Origin of the sequence: Paenibacillus jiangxiensis (assembly GCF_046098255.1) — a bacterium.
GTDB lineage: Bacteria > Bacillota > Bacilli > Paenibacillales > Paenibacillaceae > Paenibacillus > Paenibacillus jiagnxiensis.
The window spans coordinates 75,010-95,590 of record NZ_JBJURI010000003.1 but is presented as its reverse complement, the minus strand read 5'-3'; the positions used below and the strand labels follow the sequence as shown (position 1 = coordinate 95,590).

Annotated in this window: 19 protein-coding genes; 15 read left to right on the top strand and 4 right to left on the bottom strand. The window is 51.6% G+C overall.

Annotated elements, in window-relative coordinates; all coding sequences use genetic code 11:
* The first annotated feature begins 65 nt into the window (after positions 1-65).
* The gene (locus ACI1P2_RS04035; RefSeq protein WP_355317084.1) at positions 66-284 is read left to right on the top strand and encodes a hypothetical protein; all 219 of its coding nucleotides are present in this window, start codon (positions 66-68) and stop codon (positions 282-284) included.
* Between the two features lie 94 nt (positions 285-378).
* Here ACI1P2_RS04035 and metE read toward each other — a convergent pair whose 3' ends face one another.
* Positions 379-2,670 carry a 5-methyltetrahydropteroyltriglutamate--homocysteine S-methyltransferase gene (gene metE, locus ACI1P2_RS04030; protein ID WP_355317082.1) on the bottom strand — a complete coding sequence of 764 codons (2,292 nt, stop codon included), beginning with the start codon at positions 2,668-2,670 and terminating at the stop codon, positions 379-381.
* 252 nt (positions 2,671-2,922) lie between these two features.
* On the opposite strand from metE, the gene ACI1P2_RS04025 reads away from it, so the two are divergent.
* Positions 2,923-3,855, top strand: a complete 933-nt coding sequence (locus tag ACI1P2_RS04025; protein ID WP_355317080.1) for an NAD(P)/FAD-dependent oxidoreductase — start codon at positions 2,923-2,925, stop codon at positions 3,853-3,855.
* A 55-nt stretch (positions 3,856-3,910) separates the two neighbouring features.
* Here ACI1P2_RS04025 and ACI1P2_RS04020 read toward each other — a convergent pair whose 3' ends face one another.
* Positions 3,911-4,255, bottom strand: a complete 345-nt coding sequence (locus ACI1P2_RS04020; protein ID WP_355317078.1) for a DUF3243 domain-containing protein — start codon at positions 4,253-4,255, stop codon at positions 3,911-3,913.
* A gap of 132 nt (positions 4,256-4,387) precedes the next feature.
* Positions 4,388-4,690 (bottom strand): hypothetical protein, encoded by a 303-nt coding sequence (locus ACI1P2_RS04015; protein ID WP_355317076.1) that lies wholly within the window; start codon positions 4,688-4,690, stop codon positions 4,388-4,390.
* 121 nt (positions 4,691-4,811) lie between these two features.
* On the opposite strand from ACI1P2_RS04015, the gene ACI1P2_RS04010 reads away from it, so the two are divergent.
* From ACI1P2_RS04010 to ACI1P2_RS03980, 7 genes are all read left to right on the top strand, one after another.
* Positions 4,812-5,168: a hypothetical protein gene (locus ACI1P2_RS04010; protein WP_355317074.1), complete on the top strand. Its 357-nt coding sequence runs from the start codon at positions 4,812-4,814 to the stop codon at positions 5,166-5,168.
* 195 nt (positions 5,169-5,363) lie between these two features.
* Complete coding sequence (locus ACI1P2_RS04005; protein WP_355317072.1) at positions 5,364-5,705, top strand: cupin domain-containing protein; 342 nt, start codon at positions 5,364-5,366, stop codon at positions 5,703-5,705.
* Positions 5,706-6,377: 672 nt separating this feature from the next.
* Positions 6,378-7,703 carry an extracellular solute-binding protein gene (locus tag ACI1P2_RS04000; protein WP_355317070.1) on the top strand — a complete coding sequence of 442 codons (1,326 nt, stop codon included), beginning with the start codon at positions 6,378-6,380 and terminating at the stop codon, positions 7,701-7,703.
* Positions 7,704-7,774: 71 nt separating this feature from the next.
* On the top strand, positions 7,775-8,656 hold the full coding sequence (locus tag ACI1P2_RS03995) for a carbohydrate ABC transporter permease (protein ID WP_355317068.1): 882 nt from the start codon (positions 7,775-7,777) through the stop codon (positions 8,654-8,656).
* A gap of 23 nt (positions 8,657-8,679) precedes the next feature.
* Complete coding sequence (locus tag ACI1P2_RS03990) at positions 8,680-9,561, top strand: carbohydrate ABC transporter permease (protein ID WP_355317066.1); 882 nt, start codon at positions 8,680-8,682, stop codon at positions 9,559-9,561.
* A gap of 295 nt (positions 9,562-9,856) precedes the next feature.
* Complete coding sequence (locus tag ACI1P2_RS03985) at positions 9,857-11,638, top strand: cache domain-containing sensor histidine kinase (protein ID WP_355317064.1); 1,782 nt, start codon at positions 9,857-9,859, stop codon at positions 11,636-11,638.
* Positions 11,619-13,193, top strand: a complete 1,575-nt coding sequence (locus tag ACI1P2_RS03980) for a helix-turn-helix domain-containing protein (RefSeq protein WP_355317062.1) — start codon at positions 11,619-11,621, stop codon at positions 13,191-13,193. Before ACI1P2_RS03985 ends, ACI1P2_RS03980 begins: the two co-directional genes overlap by 20 nt.
* 86 nt (positions 13,194-13,279) lie before the next feature.
* Here the strand turns inward: ACI1P2_RS03980 and ACI1P2_RS03975 are convergent, their stop codons facing one another.
* Positions 13,280-13,597, bottom strand: coding sequence for a winged helix-turn-helix transcriptional regulator (locus tag ACI1P2_RS03975; protein WP_355317060.1), 318 nt, complete (start codon positions 13,595-13,597; stop codon positions 13,280-13,282).
* 276 nt (positions 13,598-13,873) lie between these two features.
* Between ACI1P2_RS03975 and zwf the strand changes: the two genes are divergently transcribed.
* The 6 genes from zwf to ACI1P2_RS03945 all read left to right on the top strand — a co-directional run bounded on the left by zwf (position 13,874) and on the right by ACI1P2_RS03945 (position 20,519).
* A complete protein-coding gene (gene zwf / locus ACI1P2_RS03970) occupies positions 13,874-15,370 on the top strand; it encodes a glucose-6-phosphate dehydrogenase (RefSeq protein WP_355317058.1) in 1,497 nt (498 codons plus the stop codon).
* A 74-nt stretch (positions 15,371-15,444) separates the two neighbouring features.
* Entirely contained in the window at positions 15,445-16,338 is an 894-nt protein-coding gene (gnd, locus tag ACI1P2_RS03965; protein WP_355317056.1) for a phosphogluconate dehydrogenase (NAD(+)-dependent, decarboxylating), read from the top strand.
* A gap of 113 nt (positions 16,339-16,451) precedes the next feature.
* Entirely contained in the window at positions 16,452-17,126 is a 675-nt protein-coding gene (locus ACI1P2_RS03960) for an SOS response-associated peptidase (protein WP_355317054.1), read from the top strand.
* Positions 17,127-17,715: 589 nt separating this feature from the next.
* Entirely contained in the window at positions 17,716-18,933 is a 1,218-nt protein-coding gene (locus ACI1P2_RS03955; protein ID WP_355317052.1) for an MFS transporter, read from the top strand.
* A gap of 15 nt (positions 18,934-18,948) precedes the next feature.
* A complete protein-coding gene (locus tag ACI1P2_RS03950; RefSeq protein WP_355317050.1) occupies positions 18,949-19,395 on the top strand; it encodes an OsmC family protein in 447 nt (148 codons plus the stop codon).
* 50 nt (positions 19,396-19,445) lie between these two features.
* Complete coding sequence (locus ACI1P2_RS03945) at positions 19,446-20,519, top strand: lactonase family protein (RefSeq protein ID WP_355317048.1); 1,074 nt, start codon at positions 19,446-19,448, stop codon at positions 20,517-20,519.
* Positions 20,520-20,581 lie beyond the last annotated feature (62 nt).

The window sequence follows — 20,581 nt, the reverse complement described above, 5'->3', positions numbered from 1 at the left end:
GAACAGGTAAAAATATAAAGAGCGTGTATTTGCATCACCATCACGATACCAGGGAGGCAAAGACGATGTCCCAATCCGAAAAAAAAGCGGAAAAGCTGCAGCAGGCAGGTAACCGCGATCATCCTGAGCAGTATCCGACCGATCAGCCAAGCCTGTTCGACCTGTTTGAAAGCGAACAAAATGTGGACCCGATTCCGATGGAAGACCTGACGCTGGAACAGCAGGAAGAAAACCGCCATGGGGAAACAAAGCATCAATCCTCCAGTGAGAACAAATATAAGTGATGTTCAGAAAAAATTGTCTATGAAGCAGAATGAGACCGCCTTTGATGGGCGGTCTCATTCTATTTGAACTTTAGATAATTACCCAAATTACCACTCAGCTGTTTACATTTGCGGTATATTTCTCGCGGGCTTGTTTGGTGGCTTGCACCATATTGCGCAGCGCAGCGATCGTTTCCTCTTCCTTTCTCGTCTTTAGTCCGCAGTCCGGATTGATCCAGAACTGATCAGGGGACAGCACCCGCAGGGCACGGTCGATCATCACCGTCATTTCCTCAGGTTCCGGAACGCGTGGGCTGTGAATGTCATATACACCGAGGCCGATGCCCTTATCGTACGTATGCTTCTCGAAGCTTTCGATCAGCTCCCCGTGGCTGCGTGAGGTCTCGATGGAGATGACGTCAGCGTCCAGGGCGTCTATCGCTTCGATAATGTCGTGAAATTCGCTGTAACACATATGTGTATGAATTTGCGTTTCCGGCTTCACGGTCGAGGTGGACACCCGGAACGCACGCACAGCCCAATCCAGATAGGCCGGCCAATGCTCCCGCTTGAGCGGCAACCCTTCGCGCAGCGCCGGCTCATCCACCTGGATCATACCGATGCCCGCCGCCTCCAGCGCCTCTACTTCTTCGCGCAGCGCTAGCGCAATCTGGTAAGCAACTTCCTCACGCGGCTTGTCATCGCGTACGAACGACCAGTTTAAGATGGTAACCGGACCGGTCAGCATTCCCTTTACCGGCGCATCCGTCAACGATTGGGCATACACAGTCTCCGCCACTGTCATCGGCTCCGTAAGCTCGACATCGCCATATATGACCGGAGGCTTCACGCAGCGTGAGCCGTAGGATTGTACCCAGCCGTTCGCCGTAAATGCAAAGCCGGACAGCTTCTCGCCGAAAAACTCCACCATGTCGTTGCGCTCGAATTCGCCGTGCACGAACACGTCCAGCCCGAGCTCCGACTGCAGCCCGATCCAGGTCTTGATTTCCGCTTTGATAAAACCGTCATACTGCGTATCGCTCCATTCCCCTTTACGCCATTTCCGCCGGGCGCTGCGAATTTCGGGCGTCTGCGGAAAGCTGCCGATCGTCGTCGTTGGCAGCAAGGGCAGATTCCAGCGTTCCTGCTGCGCCTTACGCCGCTCTTCGAAGCTCTCCGCACGGGATGAAGGCTGCGAGGCCAGCCCGGCGATTCGCTCATTCACCCGCTTGCTGTTGCGGGAAGGGGACTGCTGCAGCGCGCTGCGGCTCCGTTTGGCCGCTTCCAGCTCGGAGCGGATCGCTTCCGGGCCCAAACGGCCTGCCTCTGCCAGCAATGCCAGTTCCTCCAGCTTCTCGTCGGCAAAAGCAAGCGCCTCGCGCAGCTCAGGCTCAAGCGCCAGCTCCTGTGCGGCGCTGACGGGCACATGCAGCAAGCTGCAGGATGGCTGCACGATGATGCGGTCAGCGGCAACGATGCCGGTCAGCGCCGTCAGTGTCCCCAGCTTGCTCTCCAGGTCCGCCCGCCAAATGCCGCGTCCGTCGATCAGGCCCGCGCCAAGCAGCTTACCGGCAGGGAAGCCGTGTTCGCTGATCGCCCGCAGATTGCGCCCGCCATCGTGCACGAAGTCCAGGCCGATGCCGTGCACCGGCAGCGCGGTAACCGCTTCGTAATGATCGGCCGCTTCGAAGTACGTCTGCAGCATCAGCTTGATACCGGGCGCAGCCACGCTCAGCTTGTCGTAAATATACGAAACATGCTGCAGTTCCTCCGCATCGAGCGTCGTGGACAGGATCGGCTCGTCAATCTGCACCCATTCCGCTCCCGCCGCTTCCAGTTCGCACAGCACCTGCCCGTACAGCGGCAACAGCCGGTCGATCCAGCTCTTGAGCTGCTCTGCTGCGTAACCTTTGGACAGCTTTAGAAAGGTGTACAGCCCGACAAGAACCGGCCGGCCCTCAATGCCGAGCTCCGCCTTCGCCTCAAGATAGGCATCGAGCGGTTTGTTCCCGGTCAGTCTTGGCTCGATGTCCGCCAGCTCAGGCACGATATAGTGATAATTTGTATTAAACCATTTCGTCATCTCACACGCTGTCGCCTCGCGGGTACCGCGAGCCATGGCAAAATATACGGATAAATCCGGCTCGCCTCCGGCATAGCCGAAGCGTTCGGGAATAAGGCCGAACATGACAGCCGTATCCAGCACATGATCATAATAGGTGAAATCGCCGACAGGGATGGCGTCGACTCCCTTTTCCTTCTGGGTCTGCAGCCCCCGCAAACGGATCGCTTTCAGCTCCGAATGCAGTTCCTCTTCCTCAAGGCGTCCTGCCCAAAAGGCCTCCAGCACCTTTTTCCATTCCCGTTCCCGTCCAATGCGGGGATAGCCCAAGTTACCGCTTTTCATATACGCTCGCTCCTCTGTTTTCCTTGTTCGACTTCTAAGAGAAAGATAGCATATCTTGAAATTCAACCCGTAACTCCAAATAACTATAGCCGATTATAGCCGGAGGCTATAGTGAGAACGCACGCCTTTCTTTTTGCGGTTATTTCATGTCCGGATAGGTGAAAATAAGTTTGAAAATGCATGAGCGGTGTACATAACCATTACAGGATGGTTTGGAGAAGAATGTGGTTTTGCAGAGGAGGAAGGGAAGAAATGAAATCATATGACACGATCATTGTAGGAGGGGGCATTGCCGGCTTGCAGGCCGCCATCCAGTTAGGCCGGTATTCCACCATTCACACCCTGGTCATTGATTCGGGTTATGGCAGGTCCACGTTATGCCGGAATTATCATAACCTGCTCGGCTTTCCTGACGGCATATCAGGTGAGGAATTACGACAAAGAGGACAAGAAACGGCATCGGGCCTGGGCATTGAATTTTTGCGGGGCAGTGCTGTTAAAGCTTCCAACCAAGGCGATGAATTTCAAATCACGGTGGGAGGAGGAGAGGTCTATCAAGCACCCACACTTCTGCTGGCAACAGGGGTGACGGACCGTTTTCCCGATCTGCCAGGGCTGGTCCCTTGTCTGGGCAGCAGCATTTATATATGCCCTGATTGTGACGGCTATGAAGTCCAGGACCGCCTTACCGTTGTATTGGGGGCGGGGAAAGCAGGTGCGGATATGGCCCTGGTGTTGTCAGATCGGACGGATAGATTGATTTACATTAACCACGAAATGACAGAGGTGCCTGCAGTCCTGCTGGACAAGCTGCAGAGTAAAGGGATTCGTTATATTGAAGCCGCCGCAGCCGAAGTCGTTTGTCCAAGTGAAGGACAATTGTCCGGCATCAAGCTGGAGAACGGAGAAATGATTGAAGCAGAGCGGGGTTTTATCGCCTTTGGCGGAAATCATGTTCATTCCGGGCTTGCCGAACAATTGGGGGTAAAGCTAATCCATAACCGGCACGTGGAAACAGATGCCCGCAGCAAAATGACCAATATCGAAAATGTGTGGGTGGCAGGTGATCTTGGTGCCCATTCCGAGCAGGCGGCAGTGGCAATGGGGGAGGGATTGCTGTCCGCAATCTGGATTCATAAAGCGCTTGTAAAAATAAAGCAAAAATCCGCCGCCGCATCCCTGTAAGCAGCAAAAAATAACCGTTCGCGCATCCATACAATGCGGACGGTTATTTTTCGGTTCAACCCGCCGTTTGAGCCAGCTTGACCAGCATGTGGGCCAGCTTGTGACGCTGATCCTCGTTGCCGGCCTTCCACAGTTCCTGCAGCAGCTTTTCCTCACGATTGCGCGGCTCCTCTGTCGCAGCCAGATAATCGGCCACATGCTGGGCAACGAGAGCCATTTGCTCCTCATTGAGACCGATGCTTTGGCCCAGCTTGATTCTTTTTTTCAGATAGGCCTTGAAGGTGTCGAAGCTTTGCAAAATTTCATCCTTATGTTCGGGGTCCATCCGGTCCAGCGTCTCGTCCACATGATCCAGCTTGAGCTCGCCTTCTTTGGTGACTACATGCGTCTTCTCACTCATCTTTTTTTCCTCCTCTCGGGATGTAAAAAATATTGGTCCTGTAGTTATATGTTAACCATGTAAGCTGTTCTGAATCCCGATTGCTGTACAGAGGAAAGGGGAGGCAGGTTGTTCCGGCTCTCTGTTCTTCTATCAAGATAAATGGAATCTGCTGATATGGTCGTGTAATCCGCATTTGCGGAGGATTTCGAGCTGCTTTTGTCCGAGAAGATCGAAATGGGGAAAGCTTGCGCGTTTATGAATATAGTGTGGATTCAAGCCGTTCTCCCTGCACCATGCACGGAGCCGCTTTTCATCCGAGCAGCCCACCTTGGTAACGGTTCGGATTTCCGGAAAACGGGGGTCCTGCCAGTAGTGGGTGAGAAAAGCAATTTCACCGCGGCTGACAGCCTGCTTCCATTCATTGAGCTCCCTGCGGTTTATCCCGAAAGCCATATGTCGAATTCATCCTTTCAAAGCGTGAGGTCGTCCGTTTCTGCGATAAAAACCAACAATTTATCCTAGCATGCAGCCGCAAGCAAGCGCAACCTGGCGTTTGTTTTCCCGTATACATTTTTTGGAATACATTTTTTTGGAATGCGAAAAGCTCGTTAAAAGAAATGGGGGCGAATATGGAAAAATTAAAATCGAAGTATCTCCTTTATTTGCTTTGGGTCGTGGGCTTTGTGGCGATGAATGTGCTTATGGGTCGCTTGGAAGAGGAGTTCGAGAATCAATTAAAAATGACCTTTCTTTTAGTATTCAGATGGATCATTGTCGGACTTTATGTCATTTGGGGAGGTTATATCGGGTTGATTTTTGTCAAATCCCTGAAGATGAAAATAAACTGGGGCTTTCTTGCCTGCGTGGTCCTGCCCTTATTTATTATCCTTATTTGGCAAATGATCCGGTATTCTTTTCTTCTGGGACTTAATTTCGAGGTGTTGGCATTGGCATGCGGAGCAACGCTCGTGTACAGTCTGTTCAGCAGGTCAAGTTGAAGGCTGCGGAACTCAGATAAACAATCATCAGATAAAACAAAACTACCGCACGTCTTTCTAGGCACATGAATATATTTATCCTATCATCCAACCCAGAAAGGCGGGATAGCGTGCGGTCTGACAGTGTTATGACAGCCCTTCAATCTCCTTCTTTGAATCTGTCTTTTGATTTGAGAGCAAAGCCGTTTTTCGTGCAAAATCCGCAAAACTTCATTCTTCAGCAGTTCGCCGAACAGCTGCCTGTGATGCAAAACCTTAGCCTGCTTGACATCTATCTGAGTAAAGGACACAGTGTGGAAGCCCATTGGCACCCGAACGCAGCCGAACTTGTATATGTTATACAAGGGGAAGCTGATATCTCCGTTCTCAACCCTTTCACCCTGCAGATACTCAGTTACCGCGTCAAACCGCCGCAAACTGTGTACATTCCAATGGGATGGTGGCATTGGGAAATCGCAACGAGGGACTAGACGCATCTGCTGGCTATTTTTGATGATAGTGCAGCACAGGTGGTGTTCGGGTCTGATGTCCTGAGAAGGACCCCTCCTGAAGTATTCCAGAAAATATATGGTGTGAATGCGTCCCAGATGGCGGAAGTGCTCAAGCCCATCAATCAGACGGTAGTCATAGGACCGCCGGCTTCTCAAAATATTCAAGGGCGGATTGGATCGCAACAGTCTTAACAGTTTACGTCAATCCACCTGTCAACAGACAGCTTTTGACCGAAGCCGATTCATCCCATGCCTGAAGCCATGGGCATTCTCTGCTGAAATTTTGAAAGATTAATAAAACAGCGCCGAGCTTAGGATTTTGTTTTCATTCATAGATTGCCACTGTTATTTTTTTGGGCATATGATGGGAGAAGTTGTGTTCTTCGTTTTATTAGGCTAGCCAGAAACCTATGGTTGGCCTATTTTTTAGGTATGGACAAGCACGCAGCAGCGGAGAGAACGAAGCAATTCCGGATAAAGCGTCAGCGTCCGCCTTTGGCCCGGAGGGACAACAGCGGTTGGAGGAATGCTTCGTTCTCGGAGCGCCCAACAAGAGCTGAAGTATTTCTACCCTATGCTTGAAGTTTTTCACCTTAAAAATTGAAAGCGGTGTCAATATAATTAAAATTACCAAATCAGGGGGGTCAAATGATGAAAACGTCAATTTTCAGAAAAAGGTTTATACAAATCGTCGGTGTCGTCCTGTCCATCAGCCTGTTGGCCGGGTGCGGCGGGCAGGCTGCCGAAGACGAAAACGGTACGGACAGCAAGGTAACGCTGACCGTATGGCATAACTGGACAGGGCAGGATGCGAAGGCGACAGCCATGCGTAAGCAGCTTGAGGATTTCCAGACCAATAATCCGGATATCATTCTCGAAGAGGAGGGGCTGCCGACAGACGGACTGAGAACCCGGCTGCGCACCGTGGCGGCTGCCGATGAAATGCCGGATTTGTTCGTCATGTTTCCTGATGCAATGACCAAGGAATTTGTCAAAGGTGATCTGCTCCAGCCCATCAATGAAGAGCTGGACAAGAACCCGGAATGGAAAAACGGTTTTATTCCCGGAGCTCTTGACGGTTTTACCGTGGACGGGAATATTTATTCGGTGCCGATGAATCTGGCGCCAAGCTCGTTTATTTACTACAACAAGGCTTTGTTTGATCAGCATGGAGTCAAGGTGCCGGAGACCTGGGATGAGCTGCTCACAGCCGTCCGCACCTTCAATGAAAAAGACGTTATCCCTATTGCTTTGGGCAACAAGACCAACTGGGTAGCCCAATCGACCACGTTCAGTACGATCGCCGACCGGATTACAGGAACGGATTGGTTTCTCAAGGCTGTAGCCCAGGACGGGGCGAGCTTCACCGATCCGCAGTTTATTGAAGCGCTGGCCAAGCTGCAGGAGCTGGGCAATGAGAAAGCGTTCCAGGAAGGCTTCAACAGCATTGACGAAACACAAATGATGCAGCTCTACTTCCAGGGCAAAGCCGCGATGGTGATCAACGGCGGATGGGCCTTGGCCAATCTGGTGAACAACGCGCCGCCTGAGGTGCTGGATAATACCCACATCACTATCATCCCGCCGATTGAAGGCGGAAAGGGAGAACCTGCGACGACTTCGGGTGTGGTGGGAACCGGGATGGGTGTAAGCAAAAAGCTTACCGGCGCCCGTAAGGAAGCGGCCATGAAGCTGCTGTACGCTCTGTCGGGTCCTGAAGGACAGCAGGTGACTCTGAACAGCAGCACGCTTGTCAGCTACGATATTGCACTGGATGAAAGCAAGGCGCACCCGCTGTTTGTCGAGCTGTACAATCTGATGAAAGACATCAAGATTGTCCCTGTGTATGATTCGAAGCTTGCATCGGCGACCGTAGAGGTGACCAACAACGGGCTGCAGGAGCTGCTGATGGGCGGAGATCCTAAAGCGATTGCCCAGAAAATCCAGGACACACAGGCCGCGGCAGTGGCCCAGTAATAAAAACAAAAACGCCTCCCGCTTGAAATCTGACTTCGGCGGGGGGCCGCTTCATAAAGGACGTGGAAAAGATGAATGCATTAAGCAACCGGAGATTTATTACGCTCGGCCTGCTGCCCGCTCTCCTGATCTATGCGCTGTTTGTATTCGTACCTGTCGTCTGGTCCGCTTATTACGGTTTTTTCAACTGGTCCGGGATCGGAGAGGCGAAGTATATCGGCCTGCAAAATTATACTGAGATTGTAAAAGATCCGATTTTCTGGCGGGCGTTGAAAAACAATATTATTTTCGTGCTGGCGTCGGTCTTCGGCCAGATCCCTATCGCTCTGGCGCTTGCCGTGCTGCTGCACAAGAGCAGCTTTCTCCAGCGATTTCTTCGTTCCGCCATATTTCTGCCCATGGTGCTGTCCACGGTCGTAATCGGAATGGTATGGCAGTACATTTATCACCCTCAGATCGGTATTCTGAACTTTCTGCTCGATACGCTCGGACTGCAGAGCTGGAAGCTGCAATGGCTGTCCGATGCCGGTATTGCCATCTATGCCCTCATTCCGCCGCTGATCTGGAGCTTTGTAGGACTGTATCTCATTATATTTATATCTGCACTGCAAAACATATCAAGCGATATTCATGATGCCGCCAAGCTGGACGGCGCCACCGGACTGCGCAAGCTGGTGTCCATCTCCCTGCCCATGATCCGCGCGACCGTGCAGGTGGCCGTCATTCTGTGCATATCCGGTAGCCTGAAATCGTTTGATCTGGTCTATATTATGACGAAAGGCGGACCTGCTCATGCAACCGAGCTGCTGGCCACCTACATGTATAACTCCACCTTTACAAGCTACCGCTACGGATTCGGCAGCGCCATATCGACCACCATTGTGATCGTAAGCCTGCTGCTGATTGGAACGAGTCAGTGGCTTGCAAGCCGCAAAAAAGAAGACTTGATTTGAATTGGAGAAAGGAGGATGTACAAATGAGCGACACTGCCGCTCCGCTCGGGACACCAGCAGGTCATCGCAGAGCTGGCCGGGCACGTCCCCGGTACGGGGCTGCCATTCTTTGGACTCTGCTGACGGTTTATGGTATTTTAACGTTGTATCCGTTTTTTTGGCTGGTTATAAGCTCATTTAAAACAAACACCGAGTTCTATGAACGCCCCTTTGCGCTTCCCGCTCAGTGGCAATTTGATAATTTTATCAACGCCTGGGAAAGCTCGCGCCTCGGCAGTTCATTTATGAATTCCATTATTGTTTCTGCAGGATCACTGCTGCTGACACTGTTTATTGCATCCCTGGCCTCATTCGTGCTGGCCCGCTTTCGCTTTAAAGCCAAGGCGTGGGTGATGGCTTTCTTTGTTGTCGGCATGCTGATCCCGATTCACAGCACGCTTGTGCCGCTTTTTATTTTGATGAAGCAAATGTCGCTGCTTAACACCTACTGGGCCTTGATTCTTCCTTATACGGCATTTGCACTGCCGACGGCGCTTTTTATTTTGACAGCCTATCTGGTCTCGGTCCCCCGCGATATCGAAGAGGCCGCATTTATGGACGGAACGGGAGTGTGGGGATTGTTTCTGCGCATTATGCTGCCGATGTCCACCCCGGCGCTTGCAACCGTTACGATTTTAAGCTTTCTGCATGCCTGGAATGATTTTTCGTTTGCGCTGGTGTTCATCAGCAAGACGGATATGAAAACCCTTCCGCTTAGCATCGCCAACTTTGCCGACGGATACCAGACGGATTACGGCTTGACGCTGGCGGCCATGACACTAGCGGTGATTCCGACTGTCATCATGTATCTGCTCTTCCAGGAGCAGATCATGAAAGGCATGACGGCCGGAGCGGTGAAAGGCTGAACATTCCTATATTAATGCGAGTTCAAAAAGTCAGGTTTTCAGCACCGAAGCGTATGCTTCCGAAGAGCGTTTTTTCAAAACGCTTGAGTTGGATGAATCCGGGACTGAGGAGCGGAGCGTACGTGGGGTACGTGAGCACCTGAAATGTTTCCGAAGGAAACATGCTTCGAAAGCATCCGCTTAGGCCCGGCTGAATTCAAGATTCGATGTCGAGTCCGCCTCCTGATTTACTTCGTGATCAAAAGATGACTTTTTGAACTACCTCTATTAGATTTTTTGTGCAGGAGGCTGAACTATGAAGGGCTGGATCCGGTCTTCCCTGCACCGCAAGCTTTCTTTTCTGGTGGCTGTTTGCATTCTGGTGCCGCTGCTTCTGCTTGGCATATTTGCCTATGTGATTTCTGCAGGATCGACAGAAGACAAGATGAAGCTGGCCGGTCTTGATGCGCTCCGGCAGATGGACGCCAATCTGCGGTTTATCAGTGGTGATGTTGAGAATATGTCAGTTTTTTTGACAGGCCAGCAGGAAATTCAGCAGTATATGGCTTCTGCCGCACAGGATGAGAAGAAGATCAGTGAGGTTAACGGCATGCTGGCCAATCTTGCTGCATCAAAACGTTATATTCTTGATATTGCCATTGTCCCAGTGCGTTCCATCCCGGTATTGTCCACAGGCCGCATTGAGCCGTCTCCGCACCTTTCCGTACAGCGATTGGGGACGGTGAAAACCAAGACATGGACAGGGGTATATCATGTCCGCGGTTATGCCAAGGTGCAAAACGCCATTACCTTCATAAGGCCGCTGCGGAGCGTACATGATTATAAGCTGCTGGGCTGGATATGCATCAGTCTCAATGAGCGCGAGCTGTCCAAGTACTGGTCGTCTCCGCGGCTGGGGAGTGATGGGAATGTGGTGCTTGTGGACCGGAACAGAACCGTCCTGTCATCCACTGCCGAGACACATCTGGCGCAGCCGCTCGAGCTGATCTACCCTGGAAGCTCGTCCATGGAGTGGGTTTCCGTAAGCGGAACAGCTGAAATGAACGCTGAAGGCGGACGCAAAACGCTGTTATATCACCAGAATGAGAACACGGGCTGGTCGTTCGTCGGGATGATCGATAGCGAGGATTATTTGTCTGAGAACCGTTATATTTTGATGCTGACGCTGGCAACCGTGCTGGTGGCTTTTGGCCTTGGTGCAGGAATTATCTGGTTTGTCGTGCAGCGGATCACCCGGCCGCTCCGTTCGCTGGAGCTTCTGTTGTCACACCTGGATCCTGAGCGGCCGCTGCCGGCTTTCCCGGTCATTGGGCAAGACGAAATTGCCCGGCTTGGCGGCAGCTACAACCGGCTGGGAAGGCATATTGACCGACTGAAGGAAGAGCTTATTCTTCAGGAAACACGTAAAAAGGAAGCGGATATCCGTGCTCTGCAGTATCAAATCAACCCTCATTTTTTGTACAATACCCTGTCTTCCATTCACTGGATTGCCTTGATGTCAGGAGAACATAAAATGGCGGATATGGTGGAATCATTGAGCGATTTTCTGCGCTTTAGCCTGAACAAGGGACGTGACTTTTGCCGTGTGGAGCAGGAATTGGCTCATATCAGGAGTTATGCCAAGGTGCAATCCATCCGCTTTCCCGACCGCTTCAGGATCGAGGTACTGGCTGATGCTTCCGTCTTGAACCATTACATGCTCAAGCTGCTGCTGCAGCCCCTGGTTGAGAATGCGATTACGCACGGCTTGCGGGATCAGGGAATGCACGGATTGATCGTGCTGAGAATAGATCAGCAGGGAGAATTTCTGCACTTTACGGTTGAAGATAACGGCAGGGGCATGAATGATGATCGTCTTACGGAAGTGATTGCAGGCATGCGCTCCGGTAACCCCCTGGCGGAAACAGAGAAGGAAGCGCTATCAGGTTATGGCTTGCGCAATGTAAACGAACGTTTGCTTTTGTACTACGGACCGGAATCAAGCTTGAGCATCACCAGCCACGAAGGGGTAGGAACAAAGGTGACTTTTGGCATACCCTATGCAAGGAGCTGTTTACATGAAGGTTCTGATCGTTGATGATGAGGTCATTATACGTACAGGTCTGTCCAAGGTCATTCCGTGGCAGGAGCTTGGCTTTGAGCTGCTGGCACCTGCTGGCTCGGCTGAGGAAGCGATAGAGGTCATCCGGCAGGAATGTCCTGATATCCTTCTAACGGATATCCGAATGTATGACATGAGCGGACTGGAGCTTGCCGAGAAGGCTGTCAGTGTTCATCCAGATACAGAGGTTATTATTCTCTCGGGTTATGATGACTTCCAGTATACCCGGCAGGCCATCAGACAAAGGGTATCCGACTATCTGCTTAAAACGAGCAGGACAGAGGATATTATCCGTACCGTTCTGGAGGCGAAAAAAAGGATCAGGCAAAAGCGGCATTTCAGCAGCCAGCTTCATTTTGACAGGAAGAAGGAGCAAAACCGCCAATTGCTGCAGTGGCTTGCCTATGAGGATGTGCAGCTGCAGGAGGACGGCGTCGCCGCGATATTGAATGATGTTGGATTGCCCCTTGCCGGTAAATACCGCGTCTGTCTGATCGAGACGGAAGGTTGGGGAGAAAATAAGCAGGAAGTATCACTGCTGGTGTTCGCCGCCGCTAACTTTCTTGGGGAGTCGCTGCCCGGGATCACGCTAACGCACGGGCAGCAAATTGTCTTCATCATGGCAGAAGAAGCTGTGGAAGGGGAAGAGGGACAAGCGGCAGTCCCGTCATACCGGCTTGAACTGGACAAAACGGAACAAATGCTGAAATGCCGGCTGTATCTGGCACAGGGGGGCACAGTGGATCGGCCGGATGAATTGCCCGCTTCTTATCGCATGGCCAAGCATACCTTACGCTGTCGGAATTGGTTGAGAGGGAACGCCTGGAGCTGGGATGAGATGAATCGGCGCAAGGGTGGACTGTCCATCTGTACGGCGGAAGAAGAGCGCAGCCTGTCCACTATTCTGTTGACCCGCAATGCTGGCAGCCTGCAGTCTTGGGTTGCCGGTTTTGTGGAGGCGAGGCTGGCGGATTCGGGCACAACGGTGGATACATTGGAGGCTTCCGTAAGGTCGGCTGTTCTGGCTGCCTGCCGCTGGCTGCGCAGCGTTACGTCCGATCTTGGCTTTGAACAGGATAAAGGGCTCGTGCTTCCCGACATGGTGCAGCAGGTTCCACAATCCAAGGACCAACTGTTTCGACAGTTGTACACCATTATGGAGCAGTACCATGAGATGGCTGCAGAAGGACAGGAAAGCCATGTACGCAGGGCCATGGCCTATATCACCGAGCATGTAGGGGAAGGCATCAGCCTGCAGACGGTAGCGGGCCATATTCACGTGCATCCCCACTATTTGAGCGAAATATTCAGAAAAGAAACCGGGATGACCTTTGGGGATTTTGTAACCGGCTGCAAAATTCGGCATGCCATGCATCTGCTGGCTTCTTCACCAATAAAGGTCGGTGAGGTGGCCGTTCGTGTCGGCTTTGAGGATGTAAAATACTTCAGCAAGCTGTTCAAAAAGCATACGGGCATGACGCCAAGTGTGTATCGGGACACCGTGCCCGGGCAGCCTGCCGGCAATACTTAGCAGCAAGCAATGCAGGATAGAGAATGCATATCACAGTACAAGCAGGGAGACCCTATTGCTGAATAAGGTCTCCCTGCTTCTTGCTGTTATAGCCATTTCTCGGCCCAGGCTTCGATGTAATTCAATGCATATCCCAATTCTTTCCCTTTGCGTGTTAAAGTGTACTCGATTCGAACAGGTCTGCCAGCGATCACATTACGGATGACGATTCCCGATTCTTCAAGCTCCTTGATGCGTTCCGTCAGCATGCGTTTGCTGAGATCGGGAATGAAGGCCTGGATCTCGCTGAACCTTTTAGGATGTTCCATTAACGTGTGAATGATGAGAGCAGCCCATTTTTTGCTGATCATTTGATAGGACTGTTCCACTTTGCCGCATAACAATTTCGGCTTTTGACCGTCCATCGTGTTGGTCCCCTTTATTTGATTTAGGTTATTATACATTCCTAGGGTACAAATAGTAACCTCAAGTTTTTGCTTAAACTATGATAAATATGACAAGAAATTGAAGGTGTTACAGACAATTTATCAAAGAAAGCGCAATCATTCAAGGCTTGTTATAAAATTCACAAAATAGACAAATTTTCGTTGACTACATGTTTTAATGGGTGTATCATGGTTACGTTAATTTAACGGGTAACTTTTAATAACCTTAACACATGTTAGGAAGAAGGAATATCCATGGAATCAATGACTTTTATCTTGTTTGGAGCTACAGGTGACCTGGCCAAGCGCAAGATTTACCCTGCATTATATAATCTTTTTGAAGATAGCAAATTCCCGGCCTCTTTCTCCGTGATCGGACTCGGGCGGCGCGAAGTGCCGGATGCCCAATTTCAGAGCAATGTAGAACAAGCCGTGCAGACGTTCTCGAGACGCAAGCCGCAGGACAGCGCACAGATGCAGCAGTTCCTGAGCTCTTTCCGTTACTGCTCCCTTAACGTTAACCATCCTGAAGACTACAAGAAGCTGCTGCAGCTTGCAGAACAGCGTGAGTCGGAGCTCGGGATCAAGTCGAACCGTCTGTTTTATCTGTCGGTAGCGCCGGAATTTTTCGATGTGATTGCACTGAATATCCAAAGCGGCGGACTTGGCAATACAGAGGGCTGGAAACGTCTGATTATTGAGAAGCCTTTCGGTCATGATCTTGAGTCAGCACGCGAGCTGAATGAGAAGTTGAGCAAAGCGTTTGCCGAGGATGAAATTTACCGCATCGACCATTACCTGGGCAAACCGATGGTTCAGAATCTCGAAGCCATTAAATTTGCCAACCCGCTCCTGCAAGGGGCGTGGAACAACAAACATATTGCAAATGTGCAAATTACGGCTGCCGAGACGGTAGGCGTTGAAGAGCGCGCAGGATATTACGATCACTCCGGGGCCATCCGTGATATGGTACAAAATCATATGCTGCAAATGCTGATGATGACTGCCATGGACAAGCCTGCGCAGGTAGCGGCATCGGACATTCGGGCCGAGAAACGAAAAGTGATTGAAGCTCTTCGCCCGCTGACGGCAGATCAGGTTCAGACCGAGATTGTGCGCGCCCAATACGGACGCGGCGAACTTAACGGCAAAGCATTGCCGGGTTATAAGGAAGAGCCTGACATCGGACTTGATTCGCAAAACGATACCTTTATCGCCGCACGTGTCTGGATTGACAATGAGAAGTGGGCCGGAGTACCATTTTACATCCGTACAGGAAAGCGAATGGCTGAAAAATCCACACGAATCGTTGTTGAATTCAAACGTGATGCCGCGGACCCTTATGCTTCTCAGGGACAGCCTGCCGCACCGAATCTGCTCGTGATCAGCGTAAACCCGCAGGAAGGGGTTACTCTTAGCATCAACAGCAAAAATCCGGTGACTGGCAAGCTTGAAACCGTACAGTTAACCTTTAATGAACAGAATAAAGAGGTTCCTGAAGCGTACGAACGTCTGATTTACGACGCGCTGCGCGGTGACTCCACGTTCTTTGCTCACTGGGATGAGGTTGAGCTTTCCTGGGAATGGGTACAACCTGTATTGGATGCATTCCAGGCTGGCACAGTGCCGCTTCATACGTATGCAGCAGGCTCGTACGGTCCAGAGGAATCGGCAAAGCTGCTTGCCGAGAACGGATTTACCTGGTGGCTGGATGATGCATTGGAGCAGCCGGTGTCGGTAACTGCACGTTAATCGCAAGTTTTCGATCCGGTAATCTTACAGCCCAAACACGCACCACATGAAACTAAGCTGGGAGGCAATTATTTATGCAAGTCGGTCTTATTGGTCTTGGAAAAATGGGTTTGAATCTGGGTAGAAATCTGATTGATCACAAGCACGAACTGGTCGCTTTCGACGTGAATCCGGCGGCCGTAACGGAAATGAAGGAGTATGGCGCTGCAGGCGTTTCTTCCATTGAAGAGCTTGTACAGTCGACCAAAGCACCAAGAGTCATCTGGGTGATGGTCCCGCACACCATTGTGGATTCCGTACTGGATCAGCTGCAGCCGCTGCTGTCTGAAGGAGACATCGTTATCGAAGGCGGCAACTCGCACTACAAGGAATCGATTGCAAGATATGAGCGCCTGAAGGAGAGCGGCATCCGGTTTATGGACGCTGGCACCTCCGGCGGTATGGAAGGCGCACGCAATGGTGCTTGTTATATGATCGGCGGCGACCCTGAGGCATGGGAAGTTGTTGAGCCGATTTTCCGCGATACGGCTGTCGAGAACGGCTACCTTTATGCAGGCAAGGCCGGCAGCGGCCACTTCTTGAAAATGGTGCACAACGGCATTGAGTACGGCATGATGGCAGCGATCGGCGAAGGCTTTGAAGTATTGGAAAAAAGCAACTTCGATTTCGATTATGAGCAGGTGGCACGTGTGTGGAACCATGGCTCCGTTATCCGTTCCTGGCTGATGGGCCTTACAGAGCGCGCCTTCTCCAAGGATGCCAATCTCGACGAAATCAAAGGGGTTATGCATTCTTCCGGCGAAGGGAAATGGACCATTGAAGAAGCTCTGGACCTGCAGGCTGCAACACCGGTTATTGCACTTTCGCTTCTTATGCGTTATCGTTCCCTGGAAGCTGACACGTTTACAGGCAAAGTGGTTGCTGCGCTGCGCAGTGAATTCGGAGGCCATGCTGTAGAGAAGAAATAAGTCAACAATCCCCCAAAGCCGAATTTCGGCCGCGGGGGATTTACATAATTCAGGAATAATAGGCCATCTCTTTTCGCACACTGTTAGAACAATAGCGCAAAGGAGATGGCAATATGTGCAACAGATTTTCTTTATCCGCCGATTTGGATGATGTAAGGGATTTTTTTGGTATCAACAGGGTTATGTATTATTACAAGACCCGTTACAATATCAGCCCGACACAGCATATGTCGATTGTTCTGCATCATGATGGTGAGAAGGTACTGGATGAATTCCGCTGGGGGATGGTTCCTTATTGGGGTAAGGACTGTGTCAATGCGGATTTGAATACGTTCAGCATTAATCCGGCATACCGGAAGCTTGTGGAAACTCAGCGCTGCATTATCCCCTGCAACGGGTTTTACTATTGGCGCAATATGGGCAAAAAAAGCCATGCCGTTCGGGTCATTCTGCCCGAGCAGCAAATGTTCGCCATTGCCGGGCTGTATGAAATCTGGCAGGATACCCGCAAGGAGCCCATGCGGACATGCACGATGGTCATGGCTCCTTCCAACGGAACGATTGGCGAATTCAGCTCCCAGATGCCGGCCATTCTAAGCATGGAACAAGCGGGCCGCTGGCTGGATCCGGAAATAAAGGACCTGAACGAGCTTCAGGACATGGTCCAAACCTTTGACGAAGAGGAAATGCAGGCTTATCCCGTCACGCCGCTGGTGGGCAATGACGGTCACGACCATGAGGAGTGCATTCGGGAGATGGACCTTAAGCTGGCCTGGGTCAAATCTTAGGCTATTTGAAATATATCAGCATAACGGTATTCTTGCGCGCATATAGATGTAGCGGGGAACCGGGTCTCATCCGGGGAGAGGGGAAACGGCCGAAGGAACATCTTATGAGATGGAGGCGATTGGAGTTGAGTACAGACACGCTCATCCAACTGCTGGTGCTCATCGTGATGATCATCGGTTTGGTTTCCAACCGGTAAGCCGTGGGTTCCGTAGGACGGGAGAATGCCTTTGCAGGGCATTCTTCTTTTTTTATTTTGGGGTGTCTTGTCACCTGAATTTACGCTACAATAAAGGACAGCAGCAGGGACATACAACACAAGATCTGTGAAAGAATGGCGCTGCGGAAACAGATCCGGGCGGGTAATGCCCTACATATCTAAAGTGCGAGTTCAAAAAGTCAGGTTTTCAGCACCGAGAAGGTTGAATGAAGCTAGGGACTGAGGAGCGGAGCGTACTTTTGGGTACGTGAGCACCGGAAGGCCCGGCTGAATTCAAGATTCGATGTCGAGTCTGCTTCCTGACTTCCTTCGTGATCAAAAGATGACTTTTTGAACTACCTCTTAAATAGAGAACTGAGGGAGAGTTAACTATGAGTGAATCTGTTTTAGCACCGGCTCAGAAACGCAAGCTTCTGTTCAGCGCAGGCTTGAGCTGGATGTTCGATGCCATGGACGTGGGGCTGCTGTCTTTTATTTTAGCGGATATTGCGCAAAAGTGGCAGCTCGGAACCGGCCAGATGGGCATGATCACCGCGGCAAATTCCATCGGGATGGCTGTTGGAGCAGCGCTTGCAGGCATACTGGCCGACCGGTTTGGCCGCAAGGCCGTGCTTGTCTGGACACTGCTTGTTTTTTCCATCGCAACAGGGCTGTCTGCCCTGGCGACGGGATATGCTATTCTGTTAGTCCTGCGCTTTGTGGCAGGAATTGGCCTGGGCGGCGAGCTGCCGGTGGCCTCTACACTCGTTTCGGAGTCGGTGCCGGCCCGTGAGCGCGGCCGCATGGTAGTGCTGCTGGAAAGCTTCTGGGCTGCTGGCTGGATCGTCTCCGCGCTCGTAGGGTATTTCGTCATCCCATCCTTCGGCTGGCAGATGGCATTTGTGATCGGCGCTATTCCTGCGCTTTATGCTCTTTACCTGCGCAGAGCGATCCAGGACCCGCCGCGCTACATAAGCAGACAGGCTGACAGGCTTCCGCTCGGTGAACGAATCGCTTCAATCTGGTCGGGTCCCAACCGCAAATCGACGATTATGCTGTGGGTTCTTTGGTTCACTGTGGTATTCTCTTATTACGGCATGTTTTTGTGGCTGCCAAGCGTCATGGTTATAAAAGGATTTTCGCTGGTGAAAAGTTTCGAATACGTGCTGATCATGACGCTTGCACAGCTGCCGGGATATTTCACCGCTGCTTATTTGATCGAGAAGCTTGGCCGCAAGTTCGTGCTTGTCGTGTATCTGCTGCTGACGGCGGTGTCGGCCATCTGGTTCGGCACTGCGCAAAGCGCGGGCGTGCTGCTGGCAGCAGGCATCTGTCTGTCCTTCTTTAATCTGGGGGCGTGGGGTGGCATGTATGCTTATACGCCGGAGTTATATCCAACAGCCGTTCGTTCAACAGGGGTTGGCATGGCTGCCTCCTTCGGGCGGATTGGCGGTGTCATCGGACCTTTCCTGGTCGGCATGCTGCTGGCGCAGGGAACAGGTATCACAACCGTCTTTGTCATTTTCTTCATTGCGATCATCATCGGGGCGGCGGCAGTGCTTGTGCTGGGGAAAGAGACGAAAGGACAAGAGTTATTGGAAGAAGTCTAAAGGAGGCGACCTTCAATGGAGCATAGCTTTCTGCTAAAAGCCACCTGGAACGGGGGACGCAACAGCGATGGCAGGATTGAAGCAGGGAATTTGCGGACTCAGATTTCCATTCCTGCCGAAATGGGCGGGCCCGGGGTGGGTACCAATCCCGATGAAATGCTGCTGGGTGCTGCATCCACCTGCTACTTAATTACACTGGCGGCCATGATGGAGCGTTCGGGATTAAGCGTTCAGTCCTTGACGCTGGATTCGGAAGGCATCGTAGATGTAACAAATAACATCTTTACCTACCGTCGCATCATTCACCGGCCGCGGGTGATTTTGGCTCAGGAAGCATCTGAAGACGATTTGAACAAAGCGGCGCTTCTCGCCGAAAAAGCAGAAAGCTCCTGCATGATTTCGCGTGCTGTGGCCGGGAATGTGGAGCTTTCGACCGAGCCTCTGATTGAGCGGGCAATATAACATCTATTCATCATGCTAATACTATTGAAAATATGAGGAGGAAATGATTTATGTCAGAACAACGATTGCTCGTTTTTGCAGGCTCTTATGCCGAGGCTGAGGGAAGCGGAGTATATGTGTATTCTTTAAATGAAAACACAGGGGAGCTGAGCCTTCTCGATGAATTCGCGGGCCTTAAAAACCCGACCTTCCTGAACGTTGATCCTGCGGCCCGCAAGTTGTATGCGATCGGGGAAACCGTATCTTCCTCCGGAGCGAAGGTCGGAGAAGCAGCTGCGTTTGACATCGACCCTGCGGCAGGCACGATCAAGCTGCTGAATCGTGCAGAGACAGTTGGACCGACTTGCCATATCCAGCGTAACGCTGCCGGCGACCGTCTGACAGTACCAAGCTATCACGGCGGTATGATTGGGCTGTTGTCGATAGAGGAAGACGGCAGAATCGGCGAGCTGCTGGACGTCGTTCAGCATGAAGGCAAAAGCGTGCATCCGGAGCGTCAGGACCGGCCGCATCCTCACTCCACCTTCTACAGCCCGGACGGAAAGCTTCTGTTCGTGCAGGATCTCGGTCTGGACCGGATTCGTGCTTATTCTCTGGACGGTGACAAGTTCAAGCTCCACAGCGAAGCTGCGACCCATCCGGGAGCCGGACCGCGCCATCTGGCGTTCCATCCGAATGGCAAGTTTGCCTTTGTGATCAATGAAGTGGATTCGACCGTTACATCTTTTGCATACGATGCCGAAGCAGGCACGCTGACCGAAATTGAAACGGTGCCTACGCTGCCGGAAGGCTTCGAGGGTGAAAATACAACCGCGGAAATCGTCGTGTCCGAGGACGGCGCCTATGTATACGGCTCGAATCGCGGCCATGACAGCATTGTGGTGTATGCCGTTGACGTGAATACGGGCAAGCTGAGCCTCGTGGAGCATGTTCCCGTGCAGGGGCAGCATCCGCGCCACTTTGCGCTGACCCCAGGAGGCAATTATCTGATTGCCGCCAACCGCGATACCAACAATATCGTTACTTTCCGGGTGGACAAGGCCAGCGGACGCCTGGAATATACCGGCCTCAGCGTTTCCGTATCCAAGCCGGTGTGCGTTCAGCCATTCTATTTTGAAGTGTAAAAAATGAAGCAGACAACACAGCGATATAGGATATCGCTATGTTGTGGATTTATGCGAACAGA

Bases quoted from the DNA above. Each gene is read 5' to 3' on its own strand.
- ACI1P2_RS04015 (WP_355317076.1), bottom strand. From the start codon at position 4,690: ATGGCTTTCGGGATAAACCGCAGGGAGCTCAATGAATGGAAGCAGGCT.
- ACI1P2_RS04005 (WP_355317072.1), top strand. From the start codon at position 5,364: ATGACAGCCCTTCAATCTCCTTCTTTGAATCTGTCTTTTGATTTGAGA.
- ACI1P2_RS04000 (WP_355317070.1), top strand. From the start codon at position 6,378: ATGAAAACGTCAATTTTCAGAAAAAGGTTTATACAAATCGTCGGTGTC.
- zwf (WP_355317058.1), top strand. From the start codon at position 13,874: ATGGAATCAATGACTTTTATCTTGTTTGGAGCTACAGGTGACCTGGCC.
- ACI1P2_RS03960 (WP_355317054.1), top strand. From the start codon at position 16,452: ATGTGCAACAGATTTTCTTTATCCGCCGATTTGGATGATGTAAGGGAT.
- ACI1P2_RS03990 (WP_355317066.1), top strand. From the start codon at position 8,680: ATGAGCGACACTGCCGCTCCGCTCGGGACACCAGCAGGTCATCGCAGA.
- ACI1P2_RS03980 (WP_355317062.1), top strand. From the start codon at position 11,619: ATGAAGGTTCTGATCGTTGATGATGAGGTCATTATACGTACAGGTCTG.
- metE (WP_355317082.1), bottom strand. From the start codon at position 2,670: ATGAAAAGCGGTAACTTGGGCTATCCCCGCATTGGACGGGAACGGGAA.
- ACI1P2_RS04025 (WP_355317080.1), top strand. From the start codon at position 2,923: ATGAAATCATATGACACGATCATTGTAGGAGGGGGCATTGCCGGCTTG.
- ACI1P2_RS04020 (WP_355317078.1), bottom strand. From the start codon at position 4,255: ATGAGTGAGAAGACGCATGTAGTCACCAAAGAAGGCGAGCTCAAGCTG.
- ACI1P2_RS03975 (WP_355317060.1), bottom strand. From the start codon at position 13,597: ATGGACGGTCAAAAGCCGAAATTGTTATGCGGCAAAGTGGAACAGTCC.
- ACI1P2_RS04035 (WP_355317084.1), top strand. From the start codon at position 66: ATGTCCCAATCCGAAAAAAAAGCGGAAAAGCTGCAGCAGGCAGGTAAC.
- ACI1P2_RS03995 (WP_355317068.1), top strand. From the start codon at position 7,775: ATGAATGCATTAAGCAACCGGAGATTTATTACGCTCGGCCTGCTGCCC.
- ACI1P2_RS03950 (WP_355317050.1), top strand. From the start codon at position 18,949: ATGGAGCATAGCTTTCTGCTAAAAGCCACCTGGAACGGGGGACGCAAC.
- gnd (WP_355317056.1), top strand. From the start codon at position 15,445: ATGCAAGTCGGTCTTATTGGTCTTGGAAAAATGGGTTTGAATCTGGGT.
- ACI1P2_RS03955 (WP_355317052.1), top strand. From the start codon at position 17,716: ATGAGTGAATCTGTTTTAGCACCGGCTCAGAAACGCAAGCTTCTGTTC.
- ACI1P2_RS03985 (WP_355317064.1), top strand. From the start codon at position 9,857: ATGAAGGGCTGGATCCGGTCTTCCCTGCACCGCAAGCTTTCTTTTCTG.
- ACI1P2_RS03945 (WP_355317048.1), top strand. From the start codon at position 19,446: ATGTCAGAACAACGATTGCTCGTTTTTGCAGGCTCTTATGCCGAGGCT.